Here is a 21,160-nt window from a genome sequence, read left to right as displayed (position 1 = left end):
CCGGCCGCGCGGCCGGCGCCGCCGAAGCCCGACGCGGCGCGCGCGGCGGACAAGGGATCCGACAGGGCACCGGACCGGACGGCCGCCCGTCCTCCGGCGGTCCAGGCTGCGGAGGTCCGGGCCCTCGCCGCGCAGGCGAAGGCGAACCCGGCCGCGGCCCCGAAGCCGGGTTCGGCCGCGACCGGGCCGGACAAGGACGTCGCCTTCGCCCAGCGGGCGCTGGTGAAGCTCGGCTACGGCCCGCTCGCGGTCGACGGGGTCATCGGCCCGGGCACCCGCGCCGCCCTCGACCGGTTCGAGCGCGATCGCCGCCTCACCGGCGTGTCCCGCGGCACCCTGCGCGAACTCGCCGCGCGCTCGGGGCTGACCCGGGAGTGAGGCAAGTCAGGTCCGCGGCGCGTCGGCGCGCCGCGCGGTGTCGCCCCGGTCGTCGAGGACGAGGCGCAGGCCGGCGGCGCGGGCGATCCAGTCCCGCACCATCCGTTCGCCCGGGGTCACGGGACAGAACGCGCCGTCCTGGTTGAGGGCCGCGAGGCGCAGGGCGAGCGGCTCGGGGGCCGCCCCGGCGAGGCCGGCCACGGTGGCGATTCCGGCCGCCTCGAGCAGGTCGGCCATCGGCCGGCCGACGCCGTGGACGCGGAACAGGTCGCAGCGCCGGGCCCAGCGCAGGAGCACGCCCTCGTCGATGCCGGTCGCGGCCGCGAGGTCACCACGGCCGGCGGCCGCGCCGGCGCGGGCGAGGAACTCGTCGGTGGTGACGATCCCGGCCTCGCGCAGGCGGTCGGCCAGGACCGGCCCGAGGCCGCCGACGGATTCGATCGGGTAGGCCATGGCAGATCCCCAGCGGACGGCATGTCCCCCGGGGTCGAAGGCTAGACCTTGGCGGCGGACCGGTCCAGCGGGCGGATTGCCGGATGCCCGCGCCCCCGGCATGGTGCCGGCCGGGGCCCGCGCCCCTGGTCAGGAGATCGTCGTCCGGTGAGTTCGTCCCCCGCGCCCGAGGCGCCCGTCTTCGCCCGCGAGGCGCCGGAGAGCGGCCGCCTCGACGCCGTGTCGCCCCTGGTGCGCCGGCTGGTCTGCCCCAATGGCGGTCCGTTCACCCAGAGCGGCACCTGCAGCTACGTCGTCGGGCACGGCCGGGTCGCGGTGATCGATCCGGGGCCGGACAACCCGGCCCACCACGCCGCGCTGCTGGCGGCTTTGGCCGGCGAGACCGTCGAGGCGATCCTCGTCACCCACACCCACCGCGACCATTCGCCCGGCGCCCGGGCGCTCAAGGCCGCCACCGGCGCGCCGATCGTCGGCTGTGGGCCGCACCGGGCCGCCCGGGCGCTGCGCGGCCAGGAGCGCAACCTCCTCGATGCGGCGGGCGATGCCGGGCACCGGCCGGACCGGGAACTGCACGACGGCGAGGCGGTGTCGGGGCCGGGCTGGACGCTCGGCGCCGTCGCGACGCCCGGCCACACCATGAACCATCTCGCCTTCGCGCTGCCCGAGGAGGAGGCGCTGTTCTCGGGCGATCACGTCATGGCGTGGTCGACCACCATCGTGGCGCCGCCGGACGGGTCGATGGGCGCCTACATGGCGTCGCTCGACCGGCTGAAGGAGCGGGGCGAGCGGATCTACTGGCCCGGTCACGGCGGCCCGGTGCGCGATCCGCAGCGCTTCGTGCGGGCGCTCGCCCACCACCGCCGCGCCCGCGAGGCGGCGATCCTCGACCGGGTGAGGACCGGCGACGGCACGATTCCGGCGATCGTCGCGGCGATCTACCGGGGGCTCGATCCCGCCCTGCGCGGCGCCGCCGCCCTGTCGGTCTTCGCCCACCTGGAGGATCTCGCCGCGACCGGACGGGTGCGGACCGAGGGCGAGCCGACGCTGGACGCAGAGTACCGTCCGGCCGGGTGATACGGTTTTCGGACGATCAGTTCCGAAAACCGTATCACCAGCCCGCGCGGCGACTGAGCGAAGCCGGTTTCTGCATCGCGAAGCGATCAATCAGAAACCGTATGAGGGATCACTTCACCGCCAGCGCCAGATTCGCGATCTCGTCGAGATAGGCGCGGATCTGGTCGGCGTTGCGGCCGAAGTCGCGGTCGCCGAGGCGGGTGGCGGCGCGCACGTCGATGCGGGTGCCGTCCGCCCGCGGGTGCAGCCGCACCGTCACGTCGGAGGGCAGGCCGAGGATGCGCGAGCGCGCCACCGCCTCGATGCGGCCGTTGCCGACCCGGCCGCCCGGCCGGCGGGATTCCACGATCGTCCACTTGCGGGCGGCCGCGGCCTTGAGGGCGAGCTGAAACACCTCGTCGGGGCCGAGGTCGAGGGTGAGCGGCGCGATGCGCGGATAGGCCTCGCGCTGCTCGGACCGGGCGGCCGGCGTCGGGTCCGGCGGCAAGCGGCCGTCGCGGGCGGCGTAGGCGGCGGCCGAGCGCGAGAAGGCCGGCGGGTTGTCGGTGTCGGTCGAGACGTCGGCGAGGGCCGGCAGGGTCGCCCCGCGCAACGCCGTATAGGCCGGGTAGGCGAGCACGACCGCGCCGACGAACAGCCCGGCCACCGCCGTGCGCAGGCCGCGGGCGCCCTCGCGCCACACCCGCACGAAGGCCCCGAGGGCGAGCAGCACCGCGACCACGGCCAGGGCCACGCCGGCCCCGAGGGCGGCGAGCGCCGGGCCGGTCTCGGCCCGCGGGCTGCGGACCAGCCCCAGGGCGATCGCCGAGACCGCGAGGGCGAACCACGCGAGGCGCAGCGACCACGGCGCCGCGCGGGTGACGGGCTCCTCGACGATCAGGCGGCGCATGGGGGAACGGGGGTGACCGCGGCGGGCATGGCCGCAGCTTTACCCGCCCCGTCCCGGCCGCGCCAGCCGGGGCTTTCCTCAGCGGCCGACGGCGCCCGGCTCGGCGAGCGCCGCGAGGATCCGGGCCCAGCTCCGGGTGCCCTTGTGGAAGCTCGTCAGGTCGTACTTCTCGTTGGGCGAATGCACCCGGTCGTCGTCGAGGCCGAAGCCGACCAGCAGGCTGTCGAGTCCGAGGCTGCGCTTGAAGTCGCCGACGATCGGGATCGAGCCCCCGGAGCCGATCGTCACCGGGGGCACGCCCCACTCCTCGGCGAGCGCGCCCTTGGCCGCGGCGAGGGCCGGCATGTCGAACGGCAGCGCGATCGCCCGCGAGCCCTTGTGGGTGACGATCTCGACCGAGCAGTCGGCCGGGATGCGGGCGCGCACGAAGCTCTCGAAGCTCGCGGCGATCGCCTCCGGGTCCTGGTCGTCGACGAGGCGGAACGAGATCTTGGCGCTCGCCTGCCCGGCGATGACGGTCTTGGTCCCCTCTCCCGTGTAGCCGCCGACGATGCCGTTGACGTCGCAGGTCGGGCGCGACTGGATCTGCTCGATCAGCATCCGCCCGCGCTCGCCCGCCGGCAGCCCGAGGCCGACCGGGCCGAGGAAGCTCTCGGGCGTCAGGTCGAGGCCGCGCCACTGCTCCAGCACCTCGGCCGGGGTCTCGCGCACGCCGTCGTAGAAGCCCGGCAGGGTGATGCGGCCGTCGTCGTCGTGCAGGTCACTGATGAGGCGCGACAGCACCCGGATCGGGTTGGCGGCGGCGCCTCCGAACAGGCCCGAATGCAGGTCGCGGTCGGCGCAGCGCACGAAGACCTCGAAGTAGCTCAGGCCGCGCAGGGACGAGGTGATCGCCGGGGTCGCCCGGTCCCACATCCCGGTGTCGCAGACCAGCACGAGGTCGGCCTTCAACTCGTCACGGTTGGCCTCGACCCATTCCGGCAGGTCCTTGGAGCCGTTCTCCTCGGCGCCCTCGATCAGCAGCGTCACGCCGACCGGCAGCTCGCCGTGGATCGCCTTCCAGGCCCGGCACGCCTCGACGAAGGTCATCACCTGGCCCTTGTCGTCGGCGGCACCCCGGGCGCTGATCGCCCGGCGCCCGTCGGGCAGCGACACCAGCCGCGGGTCGAACGGCGTCGTCTCCCAGAGTTCCAGCGGGTCGACCGGCTGCACGTCGTAATGGCCGTAGAACAGGACGTGCGGCGCCCCTGGCTTCGGCGCGTGGGCGAGCACCACCGGGTGGCCGCCGGTCTCGCGCAGGGAGGCGTCGAAGCCGAGCGCGGCGAGATCCCCTTTCAGCCACTCGGCGGCCCTGCGGCACTCGCCGGCATAGGCCGGGTCGGTCGAGATCGACTCGATGCGCAGCCAGGCGAACAGCCGCTCCAGCGAGTTGTCGAGGTCGCGGTCGATGTCGGAGAGGACGGCGTCCAGGGCGGCCATGGCGGGCTCCTGCGGCAGGGGAGCGGAAGCGTTAGCCGAACCCTCCCGGCGCTTGAAGCCCCGGCCCCGCAGGCCCGGCCTGCGACGGCCGCCGGGGCGCCGCAGGAATCGCCCCGGAACAGGAGCAGTTTGGAACGGTTGTCGGGTCGCGGCCCCACGGGGGCGGCGTGCCGCGGGCCCGTGCCCGGGCACCCGGGGCGACGAGCCCCCGACACGACCCTCGTACCGCGGAAGGCCCATGCCGAGCGACAGCGCGACCGCAGCCATCGACCCGGTGGCTCAAACCACCGACACGGTGGCGATCACCCTCACGGTCAACGGGCAGGAGCGCCGGCTCGACGTCGCGCCGTGGACCAGCCTGCTCGACCTCCTGCGCGAGGAACTCGACCTCACCGGCACCAAGAAGGGCTGCGACCACGGCCAGTGCGGCGCCTGCACGGTCATCGTCGACGGCCAGCGGGTCAATTCCTGCCTCACCCTCGCGGTGGTCAAGGACGGTTCGCGGGTCACCACCGTCGAGGGGCTGGCCGAAGGCGGCCTGCACCCGGTCCAGGCCGCCTTCGTCGAGCACGACGCCTTCCAGTGCGGCTACTGCACCCCGGGCCAGATCATGTCGGCGGTGGCGCTGATCGAGGAGGGCCGCGCCCGCACCCGGGAAGAAATCCGCGAATACATGAGCGGCAACATCTGCCGCTGCGGCGCCTACACCAACATCGTTGACGCGATCGAGGACGTGATGAAGCAACGGGCCGGGGCGCCCTCGACCCTGGAGGCCGCGGAATGAACCGGTTCGCCTATACCCGCGCCGGCACCGTCGCCGAGGCCGTCCAGGCGCTCGCCGCCGATCCCGCCGCCCGGATCATCGCCGGGGGCACCAACCTCGTCGACCTGATGAAGTACAACGTCGAGCGGCCCGACCGGCTGATCGACATCACCCGCCTGCCCCTCGACGGCATCGAGGAGCACGAGGGCGGCCTGCGCCTCGGCGCCCTGGTGCAAAACAGCCGCGCCGCCTACGACGCGCGCGTCTCGGCCCGCTATCCGCTGCTCGCCAGCGCGATCCTGGCCGGCGCCTCGCCGCAGCTGCGCAACGCCGCCACCACCGGCGGCAACCTGCTCCAGCGCACCCGCTGCTACTACTTCTACGACGAGGGCACGCCCTGCAACAAACGGGTGCCCGGCAGCGGCTGCCCGGCGATCACCGGCGTCAACCGCATCCACGCGATCCTGGGCGCTTCGGAGAGGTGCATCGCCACCCACCCGTCCGACATGTGCGTCGCCCTCGCCGCCCTGGAGGCGGTGGTGCAGGTCGAGGGGCCGGACGGCGCCCGGGCGATCCCGATGGCCGAGTTCCACCGCCTGCCCGGCGACGAGCCGCAGCGCGACACGACGCTGCGCCACGGCGAGATCGTCACCGCGGTCGACCTGCCGGCCGAGGATTTTTCGCGGCACTACACCTACCTGAAGCTGCGCGACCGGCTGTCCTACGCCTTCGCGCTGGTCTCGGTCGCCGCCGCCCTGGAGATGGACGGCGACACGATCCGCACCGCCCGCCTCGCGCTCGGCGGCGTCGCCCACAAGCCGTGGCGCAACGCCGAGGCCGAGGCCCGGCTCCAAGGCCGGCCGGCGACGCCAGAAACCTTCCGCGAGGCCGCCGACGTGATCCTGGCCGAGGCGCGGCCCTACGCCCACAACGCCTTCAAGATCGAGCTGGCGCGGCGCGCCATCGTGCGCGGCCTGTCCCAGGCCGCTGCCGGGACGCCGCAATCCCAGACCGACAAGCGCATCCAGTAAGGGCGACCCGATGGCCACCACCAACCTCCATGTCGGATCCGCCCGCAGCCGGGTCGACGGCCCCGCCAAGGTGACGGGCGCGGCGAAGTACGCCGGCGAGTTCACCGCCCCCGACCTCGCCCACGGCTATGTCGTGTCGAGCGCGATCACCAAGGGCCGCATCACCGCGATCGACGCCGAGGCGGCCCTGGCGGTGCCCGGCGTCATCAAGGTGTTCACCCACGAGAACCGGCCGCGCACCGCGTGGCTCGACTACAATTACCGCGATCAGGTCGCCCCGCCCGGCTCGCCGTTCCGGCCGCTGCACAGCGATGCGGTGGTCTATGGCGGCCAGCCGATCGCGCTCGTGGTCGCCGAGAGCTTCGAACTCGCCCGCCACGGCGCCTCGCTCCTGAAGGTGACCTACGCCGAGGAGGCGCCGAACACCGACCTCGAGAAGAACCGCGACGCCGCCTATGTGCCGCCGAAGAAGCGCTCCGGCATCAAGCCGCCGCCCGACCCGCGCGGCGACGCCGAGGGCGCGCTCGGCTCCGCGCCGATCCGGATCGAGCAGGAGTACAAGCAGGCGATCGAGCACCACAACCCGATGGAGCCGCACGCCTCGACGGTGGTGTGGGAGGGCGACGGCAAGCTCACCATCCACGACAAGATCCAGGGCGTGAACAACACCCAGGGCTACGTCTGCAGCGTGTTCGGCCTCAAGCCGGACGACGTGCGGGTCATCACGCCCTATGTCGGCGGCGGGTTCGGCTCGGGCCTGCGGCCCCAGTACCAGCTCTTCCTGGCGGTGGCGGCGGCCCTCGACCTCAAGCGGTCGGTGCGGGTGGTGCTGACCCGCGACCAGATGTTCACCTTCGGCTACCGGCCCGAGACGATCCAGACCGTCTCCCTCGGCGCCGATGCCGACGGCCGGCTCCAGGCGCTGATGCACGACGCCATCGCGGGCACCTCGACCTTCGAGGACTACCAGGAGGCGGTGGTCAACTGGTCCGGCCTCCTCTACCACTGCCCCAACGTCAAGCTCGGCTACAAGCTCGCCAAGATCGACACCTACACGCCCTCCGACATGCGGGCGCCGGGCGCGGTCACGGGCATCTTCGCCCTCGAAGTGGCGATGGACGAGCTCGCCGCCGCCACCGGCGTCGACCCGCTGGAGCTGCGCCTGCGCAACTACGCCGAGCGCGACGAGGGCGAGAACAAGGAGTTCACCTCGAAGGCCCTGCGCGCCTGCTACGAGGAGGGCGCGGCGCGCTTCGGCTGGTCGCGGCGCTCGGCGGAGCCGCGCTCGATGCGCGAGGGCCGCGAGCTGATCGGCTACGGGCTGGCGACCGGCGTCTGGGAAGCCATGATGATGAAGTCGAGCGCCAGCGCCCGGCTCACCCCGGACGGGCGGGTCGAGATCGCCTGCTCGACCGCCGACCTCGGCACCGGCACCTACACGATCCTGACCCAGATCGCCGCCGATGCGCTGGGCGTGCCGATGGAGAGCGTGACGACGCGGCTCAGCGACACCGCGCTTCCCGAGGCGCCGCTGGCCGGCGGGTCGTGGACCGCGGCCTCGTCGGGCTCGGCGGTGGAACTCGCCTGCCGGTCGGTCGCCGAGCAGGCGTTTCGCCTCGCCCGGCAGATGGACGGCTCTCCGCTCGCCAATGCCGACTTCGCCCACGTCACCTTCGCGGACGGCGAGATCCGCCTCGCCTCCGATCCGTCGCGCAAGGTCGCCCTCGTCGAGGCGATGCGGGCCGGCGGCGCCGAGGCGCTGGAGGCGACGGAGACCGCCAAGCCGAGCCTGCTCACGAACCTGCGCTACGCCGCCTACACCCATTCGGCGGTGTTCGCCGAGGTGCGGGTCGACGAGGATCTCGGCGTGGTGCGGGTGGCGCGGATCGTCAGCGCGGTCGCGGCCGGCAAGATCCTCAACCTGAAGACCGCCCGCAGCCAGATCTTGGGCGGGGTGGTGATGGGGATCGGCGCCGCCCTCGAGGAGGAGTCGATGCTCGACCACACCCTCGGCCGGATCATGAACCACAACCTCGGCGAGTACCATGTGCCGGTGAACGCCGACATCCACGACATCGACGTGCTGTTCGTCGACGAGCACGACGACAAGGCGAGCCCGATCGGGGTCAAGGGGCTGGGCGAGATCGGCATCGTCGGCGCGGCGGCAGCGGTGGCGAACGCGGTCTACCACGCCACCGGCAAGCGGCTGCGCGAACTCCCGATCACCATCGACAAGATCCTCGCCTGATCCATCTTCAGGCGGGCAAGGCTGCGGGGGGGGGGCGGGGCTCGGGTTCCGCAATGACCCTGACCGGTTGAGCTGCGCTGCTCGACGCTCGGCGCTCAATCCGGAGACCGAGCCACCCTCACCCCTACCCCTCTCCCACTCGGGAGAGGGGATCCCGCGCCTGATTCTGAGGCGCCCCGCAGCCCACCGAAGAACGCGGACCGGGGCCGGCCGGGCAGCCGGAACCACAACACCAAGGGGATCCTCGATGGACACCAACAGCGTCACCGCCGGCGAGGTCGAGATCACCTACGAGGCCGGCGGACCCGACGAGGGCCAGCCGATCCTGCTGCTGCACGGCTGGCCGGACGATCCGCGCACCTGGGACGGCGTGGCGCCGCGGCTCCAGGCGGCGGGCTGGCGCACCATCGTGCCCTACCTGCGCGGCTTCGGGCGGACGCGGTTCGTGAACCCGGAAGCCAACCCGTCCGGGCAGGTCGCGGCGCTGGCGAGCGACATCCTCGCCCTCATGGACACGCTCGGCTTCCAGAAGCTGCCGATCGTCGGCCACGACTGGGGCGCGCGGATCGCCTACGCCATCGCGGCCGCCCGCCCGCAGCGCGCCGCCTCGATCACCGCCCTGTCGGTGCCGTGGGCGCCCGGGCCGCTGACGGTGCCGTCGCTGCCGCAGGTGCGGGCGTTCTGGTACCAGTGGTTCATGAATACCGGGCCGGGCGCCGAGTTCGTGCGCCGGAACGGCGTCGCCTTCGCCCGCGAGCAATGGGCGGTGTGGAGCCCGCCCGGGCCGTGGTTCACCGACGAGACCTTCGCGAAGACCGCCCAATCCTTCGCCAACCCGGACTGGGCCGCCGTGACCCTGCACGCCTACCGGGTGCGCTGGGGCGGCGCCGAGCCCGACCCGCGCTACGCCGCCTTCGAGAGCGAGATCCACGCCGCGACCGGGATCGCGGTGCCGACGCTGGTGATCTACGGCGAGGCCGATGCCTGCATCCTGCCCGGCGCCTTCGAGGGCCAGGAGCAGCATTTCTCCGGCCCCTACCGCGAACTGCCGCTCGAAGGGATCGGCCACTTCCCGTCCCGCGAGGCCCCCGAGGCCGTCGCCGAGGCGGTGCTCAAGCACGTCGGCGACCACCCGGCTCACTGAGCGAGGGTCCGGTGAGCCTCCCCCACAACAGCCTCGCCGACATCCCGGGGCTCGCCGTCGGCCACGCCGACGACGCGAGGCTGGCGAGCGGCGTCACCGCGATCCTGTTCGACGCGCCCGCCACCGCGTCGGTCGACGTGCGCGGCGGCGGGCCGGGCACGCGCGAGACCGACCTCCTCGACCCGGAACGGACCGTGACGGGGATCGACGCCCTGGTGCTCTCCGGCGGCTCGGCCTTCGGGCTCGACGCCGCCGGCGGCGTGACGGCGTGGCTCGCCGAGAACGGCCGCGGCTTCCCGGTCGGCGAGGCCCGGGTGCCGATCGTGCCGGCGGCGATCCTGTTCGACCTCCTCAACGGCGGCGACAAGGCGTGGGGCCGGTTCCCGCCCTACCGCGACCTCGGCTACGCCGCGGCGGCGCGGGCGAGGCCCGGTCCGTTCGCCCTCGGCTCGGTCGGAGCCGGGCTTGGCGCCCGCACCGCCAACCTCAAGGGCGGCCTCGGCAGCGCCTCGGCGGCGGTGGCGGGGACGGGCGCGCGGGTCGCCGCGCTCGTCGTCGTCAACGCGCTGGGCCGGGCGACGGTCGGCGACGGGCCGCATTTCTGGGCCGGGCCGTTCGAGGAGGCGGCCGAGTTCGGCGGCCTCGGGCCCGCGCCGACGATCCCGCCCGGCGCCTTCGACTGGCCGGTCAAGCCGATGGCCGGCGCCAACACGACGCTCGCCGTGGTGGCGACCGACGCGCGGCTGACCAAGGCCGAGGCGCGGCGCCTCGCCGTGATGGCGCAGGACGGGCTCGCCCGGGCGCTGCTGCCGGTCCACACGCCCCTCGACGGCGACCTCGTCTTCGCCGCCGCCACCGGCCTCGTCGCGCTGGCCGATCCGGTTTACGACCTCGCCCGCCTCGGCGAGGCCGCGGCCCGGGTGCTGGCGCGGGCGGTCGCGGTCGGGGTCCACCGGGCGCGCGCCCTTCCCTTCGCCGGCGCGCTGCCGGCCTGGATCGACCTGCACGGACGGACCGACCCGTGAACACCCTCATCGTCTTCCTCGGCGCCGGCCTCGGCGGGGCTTTGCGCCACGGCGCCAACCTGCTGGCGGCCCGCGCCGGGAGTTCGTTCCCGTTCGGCACCATGGCGATCAACATCCTGGGATCGCTGGCGATGGGGCTCCTCACCGGGCTGTTCGTGGTCCGGGCCGGGGTGCCGCAGGGCTGGCGGCTGTTCCTCACCACCGGCATCCTCGGCGGCTTCACCACGTTCTCGACCTTCTCGCTGGAGGCGTTCCTGCTGATCGAGCGCGGGGCGATCGCGGCCGCGATGGTCTACGTCCTCGGCTCGGTGGTCGCCGGCATCGCGGGGGTCGGCGTCAGCCTCGCGGTGATCCGCCACTTCGGCTGACGACGCTGCGGCAGGACCGCGTCGAACCGTCGGGGCATACCGCGAACACGCTGCGCCCTGTTCCCGTGCAGGTTGACAAGCGCCGGGGAACCGGACGGAGTCGCGCGATGACCGACGCCGGACCCGGACGCTCCGAGAAGCCCCGCATCGCCATCGCCTACTGCACCCAGTGCGGCTGGCTCCTGCGCGCCGCCTGGATGGCGCAGGAACTGCTCTCGACCTTCAAGGACGACCTCGGCGAGGTCGCGCTGGTGCCGGCGACCGGCGGCACCTTCGCGATCACCTGCGCGGGCGAGGAGATCTGGGAGCGCAAGCGCGACGGCGGCTTTCCCGACGTGAAGGCGCTCAAGCAGCGGGTCCGCGACCGGATCGAGCCCGGGCGCGACCTCGGCCACGTCGACCGGCCGTGATCCGCGCGCGGCTGACGCGCCTGCGCCAGCGCGGGCTCTCGACCCAGGTCTACCTCGTCGCCCTGGCGGTGGCGCTGATCGGGCCGGGGCTGATCTTCACCGGCATCCTGCTCGCCCGCTACGCCGCGCTCGACCGCGTCCGCTTCGAGCAGGACGCCCGCGAGAACGTGCGCGGCCTCTCGCTCACCGTCGACCGCGACCTCGCCGGCCTGATCTCGGTGCTGCAGACCCTCGCGACCTCGCCGCACCTGCGCGACGGCCAGTTCGGCGCCTTCGAGCAGCAGGCCCGGGCGGTGAAGGCCGATCTCGGCCTCGGCCTGTCCCTGCGCCGGCCGGACGGCACGCAGCTCGTTAACACGGTCCTGCCGCCGGGAGCGCCGCTGCCGCAGGCGCCCGAGCCCATCGATGCCGAGCTGCTCGCGGGGCGCCGCCCGCTGGTGACCGGCGCGCGGCCCGGCGCCGCGGGCGGGCCGCCGACCTTCACGGTGTCGGTGCCGGTTCTGATGAACGGGACGGCGGCCTTCATCCTGAGCTTCAAGGTGCCGGTCGAGCGCCTGCACCAGATCCTCGCCACCGGCACCGAGCGGGGATGGACGACCGGGATCGTGGATTCCGCCGGCATCATCCTGGCCCGCTCGGCCGACCAGGAGACGCTCGCCGGAACGCCGACCTTCCCGGGCCTGCGCGGCCGCCAGACCGCCACCGGCGGCATCTGGGAGGGCGTCGACCGCCAGCGCCGCCCGGTGCTGTTCGTGGAGACCCGCGGCCAGCTCTCGCGCTGGTCCGTCGCCGCGACGGTCCCGAAGGCCACCGTCGAGGCGCCGCTGCGGCGCTGGATCTGGGCCTATCTCGGCTTCGGCCTCCTGGCGCTCGCGGTGTCGTCGGTGATGGCGGTGCGCCTGTGGGCCCGGGTGGCGCTGCCCCTGCGCCAGCTCGCCGAGGCCGGGACGGTCCTGGCGGCCGGCGGACCGGTGCCGCGGGTCTCGACGCCGATCCGCGAGATCCGCCGCCTCGGCGACGCCCTCGCGGACGCCTCCGAGGCGCTGCGGGCGCGCATCGGCGAGCGCGACCGGGCACTGGCCGAACAGAGCCGCAGCCTCTCGGCCCTGCGCGAGAGCGAGGCGCGCTTCCGCCACATGGCCGATTCGGCCCCGGCCCTGATCTGGATGACCGACGCCGCCGGCGCGGTCGTGTTCGTCAACCTGCACTACGAGTTCCTGTTCGGCTGTCCGGCGGCGGACTACGTCGGCGGGCGCTGGCGCGAGTTCATGCATCCCGACGACGCCCCGGCCTTCGACGCGGCGTTCCAGGCCGCCTTCGCGGCGCGCCGGCCGTTCCGGGCCGAGACCCGCGTCCTCGACCGGCACGGCGAGGTGCGCTGGCTGCTCTGCGAGGGCGTGGCCCGCCTCGACGATCGCGGCCGCTTCCTCGGCTATACCGGCTGCAACGTCGACGTGACCGAGGCCAAGCAGGCCGAGGCGGCGCTCCGCGAGAGCGAGGAGCGCCTGCGGCTCGCGCTCGCCGCCGGGCGGCTCGGCACCTGGGAGATCGACCTCGCGTCGGGCCAGCACCGGCTCTCCGCCCGCTCGGCCGAGATCTTCGGCGCCGCGCCGTTCTCCCGCGAGACCTGGATCCGCACCGTCCACCCGGCCGACCGCGAGCGGATCGAGGCCGCCACCGCGCTGCTGCGCCGCGGCGAGGGCGAGTTCCGCACCGAGTTCCGGGTCGAGCCGCCGGGCGAGGCGACGCGCTGGGTGAGCGCCCAGGCGATGGTGCAGCGCGACGCCGCCGGCAGGCCCCGGCGGGTCATCGGCATCCACCAGGAGGTGACCGAGGCCAAGCGGGCCGAGGAGCACCTGCGGCTGCTGATCCACGAGCTGAACCACCGGGTGAAGAACACGCTGGCCACCGTGCAGTCGATCGCGGTGCAGAGCCTGAACCGCCTCGCCGGCCGCGAGGCGGACGCCGCCCGCGAGGCGTTCGAGGCCCGGCTGATCGCGCTCGCCCGCGCCCACGACGTGCTCACCCGGGAGAGCTGGGAGGGCGCCGACCTCGCGGGCGTGGTGGCGGGCGCGATCGCGGCACTCGACGGGCCGGGCGAGGGCCGGCCGCGCTTCGCCGTCTCCGGCCCGCCCCTGCGTCTGTCGCCCCGGATGGCGCTGTCGATCGCGATGGCGCTGCACGAGCTCGCCACCAACGCGGTGAAGTACGGCGCGCTGTCGCGTCCCGGCGGTCAGGTCGCGATCGCGTGGTCGGTGGCCGACGGCACCCTGGTGCTGCGCTGGCGCGAGAGCGGCGGGCCGCCGGTGGTGGCGCCGACCCGCACCGGCTTCGGCTCGCGCCTGATCGGCCGCAGCCTCGCCCGCGAGCTCGACGGCCGCGTCGAGTTCCGCTTCGCGCCCGAGGGCGTCACCTGCACGATCCGGGCACCGCTCCCCGGCACCGCCGCCGGGTCAGGCGGGCCCGACGAGGAGCGGGTCGAGGACCGCGCGCAGGGCGTCGGGTAGCTCCACCGGGCGCTGCGTCGCCCGGTCGACGTAGACGTGGACGAAGTGCCCTTGCGCCGCGGCGGTGTCGTCGTCGCCGCGAAAGAGCCCGACCTCGTAGCGCACGCTCGACCGGCCGCGATGCGCCACCCGGATCCCGGCGGTGATCCGGTCGGGGAAGGCGACGGAACGGAAATAGCGGCAGCCGGTCTCGACCACGAGGCCGATCACCGGGCTCGCCGCGATGTCGAGGGCGCCGTCCTCGATCAGCACCTGGTTCACCGCGGTGTCGAAGAACGCATAGTACACCACGTTGTTGACGTGGCCGTAGACGTCGTTGTCGCCCCAGCGGGTGCCGAGGGCGACGAAGCGCCGGTAGGCGGCGCGGGTGTCGGGCGGGGTGCGCTCGGTCATGTCGGTCCGCAGGGGCCGGCACGAGGAACGGCCGGAGCGGCCCCGAACCCCGGCATCCGCCTCAATACGCCCTGGCCCGGCCGGTGCTACGGAATTTCGGACGATCGTAGCGTCGTCCGGAAATCGGCTTCGCTCAAGCGCCGCGCGGGCTTGCGATACGCTTCCCGAAGGAATCTTCCGAAAATCGTATCAGACGACCTCGAGCGCGAGCGCGATGCCCTGGCCACCTCCGATGCACAGGGTCACCACGCTGCGGCGCACCCCGTCCCGCCGCATGGCATGGAGCAGCCGGGTGACCAGTACCGCGCCGGTGGCCCCGATCGGATGTCCGTGCGCGACGGCGCCACCTTCGACGTTGACGACATCCTCCGGCAGGGACAGTTCGTGCATGACCGCGAGCGGCACCGCGGCGAAGGCCTCGTTGATCTCGAACCGCTCGACATCGCCGAGTCTCCAGCCGGCGCGCGTCAGCGCCTTGCGGACCGCGGGCACCGGACCCAGGCCGAACAGGCCGGGCTCGATCCCCGCGACCCCGTAACCGGCCAGCCGCGCCATCGGCTCGATACCGGCGGCCTCGGCGAACCTGCGCTCGGCCACGACCATGGCGGCCGCCGCGCTGTTGAGGCCCGGAGCGTTGCCCGCGGTGATCGTGCCGTCCTTCCGGAAGGCCGGCTTCAGTCGCGCCAGCGTCTCGACCGTCGTGTCCGGGCGCGGAGCCTCGTCGACGGCGAAGCGTTCGGGGCCCTTGCGGCCCTTCACCTCGACCGGGACGATCTCGTCGCGGAACAGCCCGGCCTCCCGGGCGGCGGCGAAGCGCTGCTGCGAGCGCGCCGCGAAGGCGTCCTGGCTCTCGCGGGTGATCCGAAGCCTCGTGGCCAGGTCTTCCGTGTGCCAGCCGGAATGCTCGCCCGAGAAGGCGTCGGCGAGCCCGTCCGTCAGCAGGCTGTCGAGGATCTGCGCCGGGCCCATGCGGTAGCCCCAGCGCCCCCCATCCATCAGGTAGGGGGCACGGTCCATGTTCTCCATGCCGCCGGCGATGGCGACCTCGCCGTCGCCGGCGGCGATTTCCAGAGCCGCGCTCAGGATCGCCTGCGCGCCCGAACCGCAGACGCGGTTGACCGTGAGCGCCGGAACCTCGACGGGAACGCCGCCGCCGACGGAGGCCTGGCGCGCCGGATTCATCCGGTTGCCGGCCTGGATGACGTTGCCCATCACGACCGTCGCGACGGCGTCGCCCGGCAGCCCGGAGCGCCGCAACGTCTCCCGCACCGCGGCCGCGCCGAGTTCGGTGGCCGGCACGCCCTTCAGCGTGCCGTTATAGGCGCCGATCGCGGTCCTGACCGGATGGGCGAGAACGATGTCGCGTGCAGTCATGAAGGGTCTCCCGGTGGTGGGTCGACGGGCAGGCGATCCGCCGGATCGCGTCCGGCCGGGGATCGGACCGACGCGAGCCGCGGTGCGTCCGTGGCCGCCTCCCGACCCGCGGCGAGCGTCCGGCCCCCGGCAGGACCGTCGGCCATCGGGGGTTCCGGCCGTCCGCCCTGCCGCGTACGTGCCGGAGGAAGACGAGCGTCGGCGGTCGGGTGCGGCGAGCGGCATGGTGCCTCCTGCATCGCCGGCCTAATGATGATGAACATCATCTAAAATGTCAAGCTATGATGATCGGCGTCATTGTTGGTCCGAAGAGGCAGGCGTGGTGCGGATCACGAAGCAGCAGAAGCAGGCCAACCGCGAACGGATCGTGGCGGCAGCCTCGCGGCTGTTCCGGGAACGGGGCTTCGACGGCGTCGGCGTGGCGGATCTGATGGCCTCGGCCGGGCTGACGCACGGGGGGTTCTACAACCACTTCCGATCCAAGGACGCCCTGATCGCGGAGGCCTGCGCTCAGGGCTTCGGCGAGGTTGCGGCGCGCTATGCCGGGCGCGACGCGATCACGGCGATCGAGGGCTACCTGTCCCGGGCCCATCGCGATGCCCGCGGGCAGGGCTGTCCGTTGGCGGCCCTGAGCGGCGATGCCGCACGCGAGCCGGACGGGGCCAGGACGGCTTTCGCGTCGGGCATCGAGGATCTCGTGCGCCTGCTCGCGGTCGGGATGCCGTCGGCGCCCGACGACGATCCCGGAGACCGGGCGGCGGCATTCGCCGTCCTGGCGCAGGCGGTCGGCGCCGTCATCCTGTCGCGGGCCTGCCCGGACACCTCCCGGCTCGCCGACGAGATCCTCGATGCGTGCCGCACCGGATGCCGCGCCATGATCGAAGCCGGGGCGGCCGGGCGGCCGGCGGTCAAACGGAGGTGAACGAGATGGACTCAGAGCACGAACCGGTTCCCGACGGCCTCCGGCAGTTGCGGGCCATGCTGGAAGCGGGGCACCGCGCACCGATGGGCGAGACCCTCGCCTTCGCCCTCGTCGAGATCGATCGGGGCCACGCGGTGTTCGAGGGGAGGCCGGACCGCAGCGTCTACAACCCGCTCGGCACGGTGCATGGCGGCTACGCGGCGACGCTGCTCGACAGCGCCTGCGGGGTCGCCGTGCATTCGCTGCTGAACGACGGGCAGGGCTACACGACGCTCGAACTCAAGGTGTCGTACGTTCGTGCCCTAACCGGCACGAGCGGCACGGTGCGGGCCGCGGGCCGGATCACCTCGATGGGCCGGCGCGTCGCCTTCGCGGAAGCGACGCTTCACGACGAGGCCGGGCGCCTCTGCGCGACCGCGAGTTCGACGCTTCTGGTGTTCGAGCGGTCCCGCTGATCCGCCTCTCGGAACCGATCGCCCGGACTCGGTATCACAGGATCCGCCGCGCCACCGCGTCGAGCCTGGCCATCAGCGCGGGGTCCCGGTACTCCGGCGGGGTCATCACGGCGCCGTCGAGGGCGCGGTCGGAGCGGGCCGGGCAGGGCTCGTGCTCGGCCGGGAAGTCGCGGGCGAGGCGGGCGACGAGGCGGGCGACCTTGGCGGCGTTGGCGCGGGCCACCGCCACCACCGCCGCCACGTCGACGGCGTCGTGCTCCGGGTGCCAGCAATCGAAGTCGGTCACCATCGCGATGGTGGCGTAGGTGATCTCGGCCTCGCGGGCGAGCTTGGCCTCCGGCATGTTGGTCATGCCGATCACGTCGTAGTTCTGCGCCTTGTAGCTCTTCGACTCGGCGTAGCTGGAGAACTGCGGGCCCTCCATGCAGACGTAGGTGCCGCCCTTGCGGAATGCGATCTCCTCGGCCTCGGCCGCGGCGGCGATGCGGGCCTGGAGCGCCGGCCCGACCGGATGCGCCATCGAGACGTGGGCGACGCAGCCGTTGCCGAAGAACGAGGACGCGCGCGAGACCGTGCGGTCGACGAACTGGTCGACGAGCACGAACAGGCCCGGATACAGCTCCTGCCGGAACGAGCCGCAGGCCGAGACCGACACGAGGTCGGTGACGCCGGCCCGCTTCAGCGCGTCGATGTTGGCGCGGTAGTCGATGCCCGAGGGCGACAGGCGGTGGCCGCGGCCGTGGCGGGCGAGGAACACCACCTCGGTCGCCCCGATGCGGCCGAAGCGCAGGGCGTCCGACGGCTCGCCCCAGGGAGAGGCGACGCGCTCCTCGCGGACGTCCTCCAGGCCGGGCAGGTCGTAGACGCCCGAACCGCCGATCACCCCGAGCACCGCCTTCGCCATTCCGCCGTCTCCGTCGTCCCGAAAAGGAAGAGGCCCCGCTCGGGGGCCTCTCATACGATTTTCGATTGATCGCTCGGCGACTGCTTTGCAGTCGCTTTCGCGATGCGAAAATCGGCTTCGCTCATGCGCCGCGCGGGCTTGTGAGACGGTTCTCGGAACGCATCGTCCGAAAACCGTCTCATGCGATCAGTGGGTCTTGTGCAGTTCGGGCTGGAGACCGTGGGTCTCGCCGCCGACGTCCGACCAGATCTTCTTCTTCACGTAGTACAGGAGCCCGGCCAGCACGAGCAGGAAGATGATCGCCCGCAGGCCCAGCTCCTTGCGCGCCAGCATGTGCGGCTCGGCCGTCCACATCAGGAAGGCGGTGATGTCGCGGGAATACTGGTCGACGGTCTCGGGCACCACCGGCTGGCCGTCGGCGCCCTTGGCGTAGGTCACCTGCCCGTCGCTCAGGGGCTTGGGCATCGCGATGATGTGGCCGGGATAGTAGGTGTTGTAGTGGCCGCCGGCCGGGACCTCGACGCCCTTCGGCGCCTCCTCGTAGCCGTTGAGCAGGGCGTGGATGTAGTCCGGGCCCTGCTCGGTGTAGCCGACGAAGGGCAGCCAGTCGGTGATGAACCACAGGCCGCCGCGGGCGAAGGTGCGGGCCTTGGCCATCAGCGACAGGTCCGGCGGCGCCTTGCCGCCGTTGGCGGCAGCCGCGGCCTGGTCGTTCGGGAACGGCGACGGGAACTTGTCGGCCGGGCGGCCGGGCCGCTCGAACATGTCGCCGGCGTCGTTGGGGCCGTCCTTGACCTTGTACTCGGCGGCGAGCGCCTTGACCTGCCCGACGGAGAAGTCCGGGCCGCCCTCCTCGGCGAGGTTGCGGAAGCGGACGTAGTGCAGGCTGTGGCAGCTCGAGCAGACCTCGCGGTAGACCTGGAAGCCGCGCTGCAGCTGCGCCTGATCGAAGGTGCCGAACAGCCCCGAGAAGGTCCACTTCTCGCGGTGGGGCACCGGACCGCCCTCCGCCGACAGGGCGGCGGTGCCGGACAGGATCGCCGCGGCGACGGCCGCCACGACAGCGCGTGTTCTGATCATACCTCTCGGGGCCCCTTGTGGCGTCGTTGTGCGGTGGTCGGGGCGGCCGTGACGCCGCCCGCGGGAGGCGGCCGTGGCCGCCCCCGGGAGGATCGTCAGCCCTTCGTCTGGGGCGCGGCGGCGGCGCCGGCCGGGAGGCCGGACCCGCTCACCTGCTTGCCGGGGCCGGTGACGCTCTCGAGGATCGAGCCCGGCAGGGGCTTGGGCGTCTCGAACAGGCCGACCAGCGGCATCACCAGCAGGAAGTGGGCGAAGTAGTAGAAGGTGGCGATGCGCGAGGCGAGCACGTATCCCCCCTCCGGCGGCTTCGAGCCGAGCCAGCCGAGCAGGAAGCAGCAGAAGATGAAAGCCCAGAAGAACTGCCGGTAGATCGGCCGGTAGTTCGCCGAGCGCACCCGCGAGGTGTCGAGCCACGGGGCGAGCGCCAGGATGATGACCGCGCCGAACATCAGCACCACGCCGCCGAGCTTGTCGGGGACGGCGCGCAGGATCGCGTAGAACGGCAGGAAGTACCATTCCGGCACGATGTGCGCGGGCGTCACGCCGGGGTTGGCCGGGATGTAGTTGTCGGCGTGGCCGAGGTAGTTCGGCTGCAGGAAGATCCAGTAGGCGAAGAAGGCGAAGAACACCACCACCGCGAACACGTCCTTGATGGTCGCGTAGGGGGTGAAGGGCACCGCGTCCTTGCCGGTCTTGATCGGGATGCCGGTCGGGTTGTTCTGGCCGGTGACGTGCAGCGCCCAGACGTGCAGGACGACGACGCCGGCGATCATGAACGGCAGCAGGTAGTGCAGCGAGAAGAAGCGGTTGATGGTCGGGTTGCCGACCGAGTAGCCGCCCCAGAGCAGGCTCTGGATCGTGTCGCCGACGACCGGGATCGCCGCCAGGATGTTGGTGATGACGGTGGCGCCCCAGAACGACATCTGGCCCCACGGCAGGGTGTAGCCGAGGAAGGCGGTGGCCATCATCAGCAGGTAGATGATGACGCCGAGGATGTAGAGCACCTCGCGCGGGGCCTTGTAGGACCCGTAATAGAGGTTGCGGAACATGTGCACGTAGACCGCGATGAAGAACATCGAGGCGCCGTTGGCGTGCATGTAGCGCAGGAGCCAGCCGTAGTTCACGTCGCGCATGATGTGCTCGACGGAGTTGAACGCCTCGGTGGCCGAGGGCTGGTAGTGCATCGCCAGCCAGACGCCGGTGACGATCTGCGACGCCAGCATCACGATCAGGATGGCGCCGAAGGTCCAAAAGTAGTTCAGGTTGCGCGGCACCGGGAACGCGATGAAGGACGAGTGCACCAGGCCGACGATCGGCAACCGGGCCTCGAACCACTTCGCGAGGGCGCTCTTGGGGACGTAGGTCGTGGCGTGTGCGCTCATGGGCTGCCCGCTCTCTGGCGTTCCTCTTGTCGGTCGGGGGACTCGGATCAGGCGGTGGCGCCTTCGCCGATGCGGACCTTGGCGTCGCCCTGGAAGCCGTAGGGCGGGATCGGCAGGTTGATCGGGGCCGGGCCGCGCACGACGCGGCCGACGGCGTCGAACTGCGAGCCGTGGCAGGGGCAGGCCCAGCCGTCGAGGCCCTGGTTGGCGATCGGCACGCAGCCGAGATGGGTGCAGTTGCCGTAGGCGACGAGCCACTTCTCGTGGCCCTCCTTGACCCGGGCGAGGAACGGCGCCGGGTCGATCATCCCGCCGGGCGGGGTCGCCTTCATGTCCGTCACCTCCTTCGCGGTGAGGTGGCGCACGAAGATCAGCTTGCCGCGCCAGAACACGTTGACGATCTGGCCCTCGGCGATCGGCGACAGGTCGACGTCGATCGGCGCGCCGGCCGCGATGGTCTCGGCGTCGGGGGCCATCGAGGCGACGAACGGCCAGGCCAGGGCGACGGCGCCGACGACGGCGCCCGCGCCGGTGGCGAGGAACAAGAAGTCCCGGCGCGTCGTCCCGTGCGGATGCGCGGCGTCGGAGGGGGCGACGGTGGTGGCCAAGGTCCGGCTCTCCCGAAGTGGCGTGATCGGCAAGGGCTTGCCGCGCCCGAGGGGCGCCGGCGAGCTGCGCGACTGGCGTGTGCCCCGGAGGTGTCCGGGATCCTGCCGGACCGAAGCATCACCCCGGCGGCCGGGGCAATGCGACCGGGCGTCGCCCGCGCCCGGGGTGTCTGGCACGGTCAAGCCCGGGAATCCAGGGCGGCGGGCCGGTCTTGTCCGGAAGTGTTCCAATTTTTTTCGGGCCGTGCCCCGGCGGCGCGGGCGCCCGCGCCG

The 21,160-nt window shown here is 72.9% G+C and carries 21 protein-coding genes; 12 read left to right on the top strand and 9 right to left on the bottom strand.

Annotated features, from left to right (window positions below; translation table 11 throughout):
- A partial coding sequence (locus EOE48_RS27475; protein ID WP_148239805.1) for a peptidoglycan-binding domain-containing protein occupies positions 1-378 on the top strand: 378 nt, incomplete at its 5' end.
- Between the two features lie 6 nt (positions 379-384).
- Here EOE48_RS27475 and EOE48_RS27470 read toward each other — a convergent pair.
- The gene (locus EOE48_RS27470; RefSeq protein ID WP_127734069.1) at positions 385-831 is read right to left on the bottom strand and encodes a DUF4332 domain-containing protein; all 447 of its coding nucleotides are present in this window, start codon (positions 829-831) and stop codon (positions 385-387) included.
- Positions 832-978: 147 nt separating this feature from the next.
- On the opposite strand from EOE48_RS27470, the gene EOE48_RS27465 reads away from it, so the two are divergent.
- Positions 979-1,905, top strand: coding sequence for an MBL fold metallo-hydrolase (locus tag EOE48_RS27465; protein ID WP_127734068.1), 927 nt, complete (start codon positions 979-981; stop codon positions 1,903-1,905).
- Between the two features lie 109 nt (positions 1,906-2,014).
- On the opposite strand, the gene EOE48_RS27460 is transcribed toward EOE48_RS27465, so the two are convergent.
- Positions 2,015-2,794 carry a DUF1499 domain-containing protein gene (locus tag EOE48_RS27460; RefSeq protein ID WP_127734067.1) on the bottom strand — a complete coding sequence of 260 codons (780 nt, stop codon included), beginning with the start codon at positions 2,792-2,794 and terminating at the stop codon, positions 2,015-2,017.
- Between the two features lie 78 nt (positions 2,795-2,872).
- Positions 2,873-4,273: a M20/M25/M40 family metallo-hydrolase gene (locus EOE48_RS27455; protein WP_127734066.1), complete on the bottom strand. Its 1,401-nt coding sequence runs from the start codon at positions 4,271-4,273 to the stop codon at positions 2,873-2,875.
- Positions 4,274-4,511: 238 nt separating this feature from the next.
- Between EOE48_RS27455 and EOE48_RS27450 the strand changes: the two genes are divergently transcribed.
- The 8 genes from EOE48_RS27450 to EOE48_RS27415 all read left to right on the top strand — a co-directional run bounded on the left by EOE48_RS27450 (position 4,512) and on the right by EOE48_RS27415 (position 13,769).
- Entirely contained in the window at positions 4,512-5,057 is a 546-nt protein-coding gene (locus EOE48_RS27450) for a (2Fe-2S)-binding protein (RefSeq protein WP_127734065.1), read from the top strand.
- The gene (locus tag EOE48_RS27445) at positions 5,054-6,067 is read left to right on the top strand and encodes an FAD binding domain-containing protein (protein WP_127734064.1); all 1,014 of its coding nucleotides are present in this window, start codon (positions 5,054-5,056) and stop codon (positions 6,065-6,067) included. Before EOE48_RS27450 ends, EOE48_RS27445 begins: the two co-directional genes overlap by 4 nt.
- Positions 6,068-6,077: 10 nt before the next feature.
- On the top strand, positions 6,078-8,315 hold the full coding sequence (locus EOE48_RS27440; RefSeq protein ID WP_127734063.1) for a xanthine dehydrogenase family protein molybdopterin-binding subunit: 2,238 nt from the start codon (positions 6,078-6,080) through the stop codon (positions 8,313-8,315).
- Between the two features lie 247 nt (positions 8,316-8,562).
- Positions 8,563-9,459 (top strand): alpha/beta fold hydrolase, encoded by an 897-nt coding sequence (locus EOE48_RS27435; protein WP_127734062.1) that lies wholly within the window; start codon positions 8,563-8,565, stop codon positions 9,457-9,459.
- An 11-nt stretch (positions 9,460-9,470) separates the two neighbouring features.
- Positions 9,471-10,484, top strand: coding sequence for a P1 family peptidase (locus EOE48_RS27430; RefSeq protein WP_127734061.1), 1,014 nt, complete (start codon positions 9,471-9,473; stop codon positions 10,482-10,484).
- The gene (gene crcB, locus EOE48_RS27425; protein WP_127734060.1) at positions 10,481-10,852 is read left to right on the top strand and encodes a fluoride efflux transporter CrcB; all 372 of its coding nucleotides are present in this window, start codon (positions 10,481-10,483) and stop codon (positions 10,850-10,852) included. The genes EOE48_RS27430 and crcB overlap by 4 nt, the downstream gene beginning before the upstream one ends.
- 107 nt (positions 10,853-10,959) lie before the next feature.
- The gene (locus EOE48_RS27420) at positions 10,960-11,262 is read left to right on the top strand and encodes an Rdx family protein (RefSeq protein WP_127734059.1); all 303 of its coding nucleotides are present in this window, start codon (positions 10,960-10,962) and stop codon (positions 11,260-11,262) included.
- Positions 11,259-13,769, top strand: a complete 2,511-nt coding sequence (locus tag EOE48_RS27415; protein WP_127734058.1) for a sensor histidine kinase — start codon at positions 11,259-11,261, stop codon at positions 13,767-13,769. The genes EOE48_RS27420 and EOE48_RS27415 overlap by 4 nt, the downstream gene beginning before the upstream one ends.
- Here the strand turns inward: EOE48_RS27415 and EOE48_RS27410 are convergent.
- Positions 13,716-14,162 (bottom strand): acyl-CoA thioesterase, encoded by a 447-nt coding sequence (locus tag EOE48_RS27410; protein WP_127734057.1) that lies wholly within the window; start codon positions 14,160-14,162, stop codon positions 13,716-13,718. The two genes, EOE48_RS27415 and EOE48_RS27410, sit on opposite strands and share 54 nt — an antisense overlap.
- A 189-nt stretch (positions 14,163-14,351) precedes the next feature.
- The gene (locus tag EOE48_RS27405; RefSeq protein ID WP_127734056.1) at positions 14,352-15,536 is read right to left on the bottom strand and encodes a thiolase family protein; all 1,185 of its coding nucleotides are present in this window, start codon (positions 15,534-15,536) and stop codon (positions 14,352-14,354) included.
- Positions 15,537-15,858: 322 nt separating this feature from the next.
- On the opposite strand from EOE48_RS27405, the gene EOE48_RS27400 reads away from it, so the two are divergent.
- A complete protein-coding gene (locus tag EOE48_RS27400) occupies positions 15,859-16,458 on the top strand; it encodes a TetR/AcrR family transcriptional regulator (RefSeq protein WP_127734070.1) in 600 nt (199 codons plus the stop codon).
- 5 nt (positions 16,459-16,463) lie between these two features.
- Positions 16,464-16,913: a PaaI family thioesterase gene (locus EOE48_RS27395; RefSeq protein ID WP_127734055.1), complete on the top strand. Its 450-nt coding sequence runs from the start codon at positions 16,464-16,466 to the stop codon at positions 16,911-16,913.
- Between the two features lie 34 nt (positions 16,914-16,947).
- Here EOE48_RS27395 and EOE48_RS27390 read toward each other — a convergent pair whose 3' ends face one another.
- From EOE48_RS27390 to petA, 4 genes are all read right to left on the bottom strand, one after another.
- On the bottom strand, positions 16,948-17,817 hold the full coding sequence (locus EOE48_RS27390) for an S-methyl-5'-thioadenosine phosphorylase (RefSeq protein WP_127734054.1): 870 nt from the start codon (positions 17,815-17,817) through the stop codon (positions 16,948-16,950).
- Positions 17,818-18,003: 186 nt separating this feature from the next.
- Positions 18,004-18,897: a cytochrome c1 gene (locus tag EOE48_RS27385; RefSeq protein WP_127734053.1), complete on the bottom strand. Its 894-nt coding sequence runs from the start codon at positions 18,895-18,897 to the stop codon at positions 18,004-18,006.
- Positions 18,898-18,992: 95 nt separating this feature from the next.
- Entirely contained in the window at positions 18,993-20,279 is a 1,287-nt protein-coding gene (locus EOE48_RS27380) for a cytochrome b (protein ID WP_127734052.1), read from the bottom strand.
- Positions 20,280-20,326: 47 nt separating this feature from the next.
- Positions 20,327-20,887: a ubiquinol-cytochrome c reductase iron-sulfur subunit gene (petA, locus tag EOE48_RS27375; protein WP_127734051.1), complete on the bottom strand. Its 561-nt coding sequence runs from the start codon at positions 20,885-20,887 to the stop codon at positions 20,327-20,329.
- Positions 20,888-21,160: the final 273 nt, after the last annotated feature.

Source organism: Methylobacterium oryzihabitans (genome assembly GCF_004004555.2).
GTDB lineage: Bacteria > Pseudomonadota > Alphaproteobacteria > Rhizobiales > Beijerinckiaceae > Methylobacterium > Methylobacterium oryzihabitans.
The sequence above is the reverse complement of the archived record's forward strand: the minus strand, read 5'-3'. Positions and strand labels throughout refer to the sequence as shown.

What these genes read in the sequence shown, in the direction of transcription:
- EOE48_RS27470 (WP_127734069.1), bottom strand. Translation starts at nt 831, where the DNA reads ATGGCCTACCCGATCGAATCCGTCGGCGGCCTCGGGCCGGTCCTGGCC.
- EOE48_RS27460 (WP_127734067.1), bottom strand. Translation starts at nt 2,794, where the DNA reads ATGCGCCGCCTGATCGTCGAGGAGCCCGTCACCCGCGCGGCGCCGTGG.
- EOE48_RS27455 (WP_127734066.1), bottom strand. Translation starts at nt 4,273, where the DNA reads ATGGCCGCCCTGGACGCCGTCCTCTCCGACATCGACCGCGACCTCGAC.
- EOE48_RS27450 (WP_127734065.1), top strand. Translation starts at nt 4,512, where the DNA reads ATGCCGAGCGACAGCGCGACCGCAGCCATCGACCCGGTGGCTCAAACC.
- EOE48_RS27445 (WP_127734064.1), top strand. Translation starts at nt 5,054, where the DNA reads ATGAACCGGTTCGCCTATACCCGCGCCGGCACCGTCGCCGAGGCCGTC.
- EOE48_RS27440 (WP_127734063.1), top strand. Translation starts at nt 6,078, where the DNA reads ATGGCCACCACCAACCTCCATGTCGGATCCGCCCGCAGCCGGGTCGAC.
- EOE48_RS27435 (WP_127734062.1), top strand. Translation starts at nt 8,563, where the DNA reads ATGGACACCAACAGCGTCACCGCCGGCGAGGTCGAGATCACCTACGAG.
- EOE48_RS27420 (WP_127734059.1), top strand. Translation starts at nt 10,960, where the DNA reads ATGACCGACGCCGGACCCGGACGCTCCGAGAAGCCCCGCATCGCCATC.
- EOE48_RS27410 (WP_127734057.1), bottom strand. Translation starts at nt 14,162, where the DNA reads ATGACCGAGCGCACCCCGCCCGACACCCGCGCCGCCTACCGGCGCTTC.
- EOE48_RS27405 (WP_127734056.1), bottom strand. Translation starts at nt 15,536, where the DNA reads ATGACTGCACGCGACATCGTTCTCGCCCATCCGGTCAGGACCGCGATC.
- EOE48_RS27395 (WP_127734055.1), top strand. Translation starts at nt 16,464, where the DNA reads ATGGACTCAGAGCACGAACCGGTTCCCGACGGCCTCCGGCAGTTGCGG.
- EOE48_RS27390 (WP_127734054.1), bottom strand. Translation starts at nt 17,817, where the DNA reads ATGGCGAAGGCGGTGCTCGGGGTGATCGGCGGTTCGGGCGTCTACGAC.
- EOE48_RS27385 (WP_127734053.1), bottom strand. Translation starts at nt 18,897, where the DNA reads ATGATCAGAACACGCGCTGTCGTGGCGGCCGTCGCCGCGGCGATCCTG.
- EOE48_RS27380 (WP_127734052.1), bottom strand. Translation starts at nt 20,279, where the DNA reads ATGAGCGCACACGCCACGACCTACGTCCCCAAGAGCGCCCTCGCGAAG.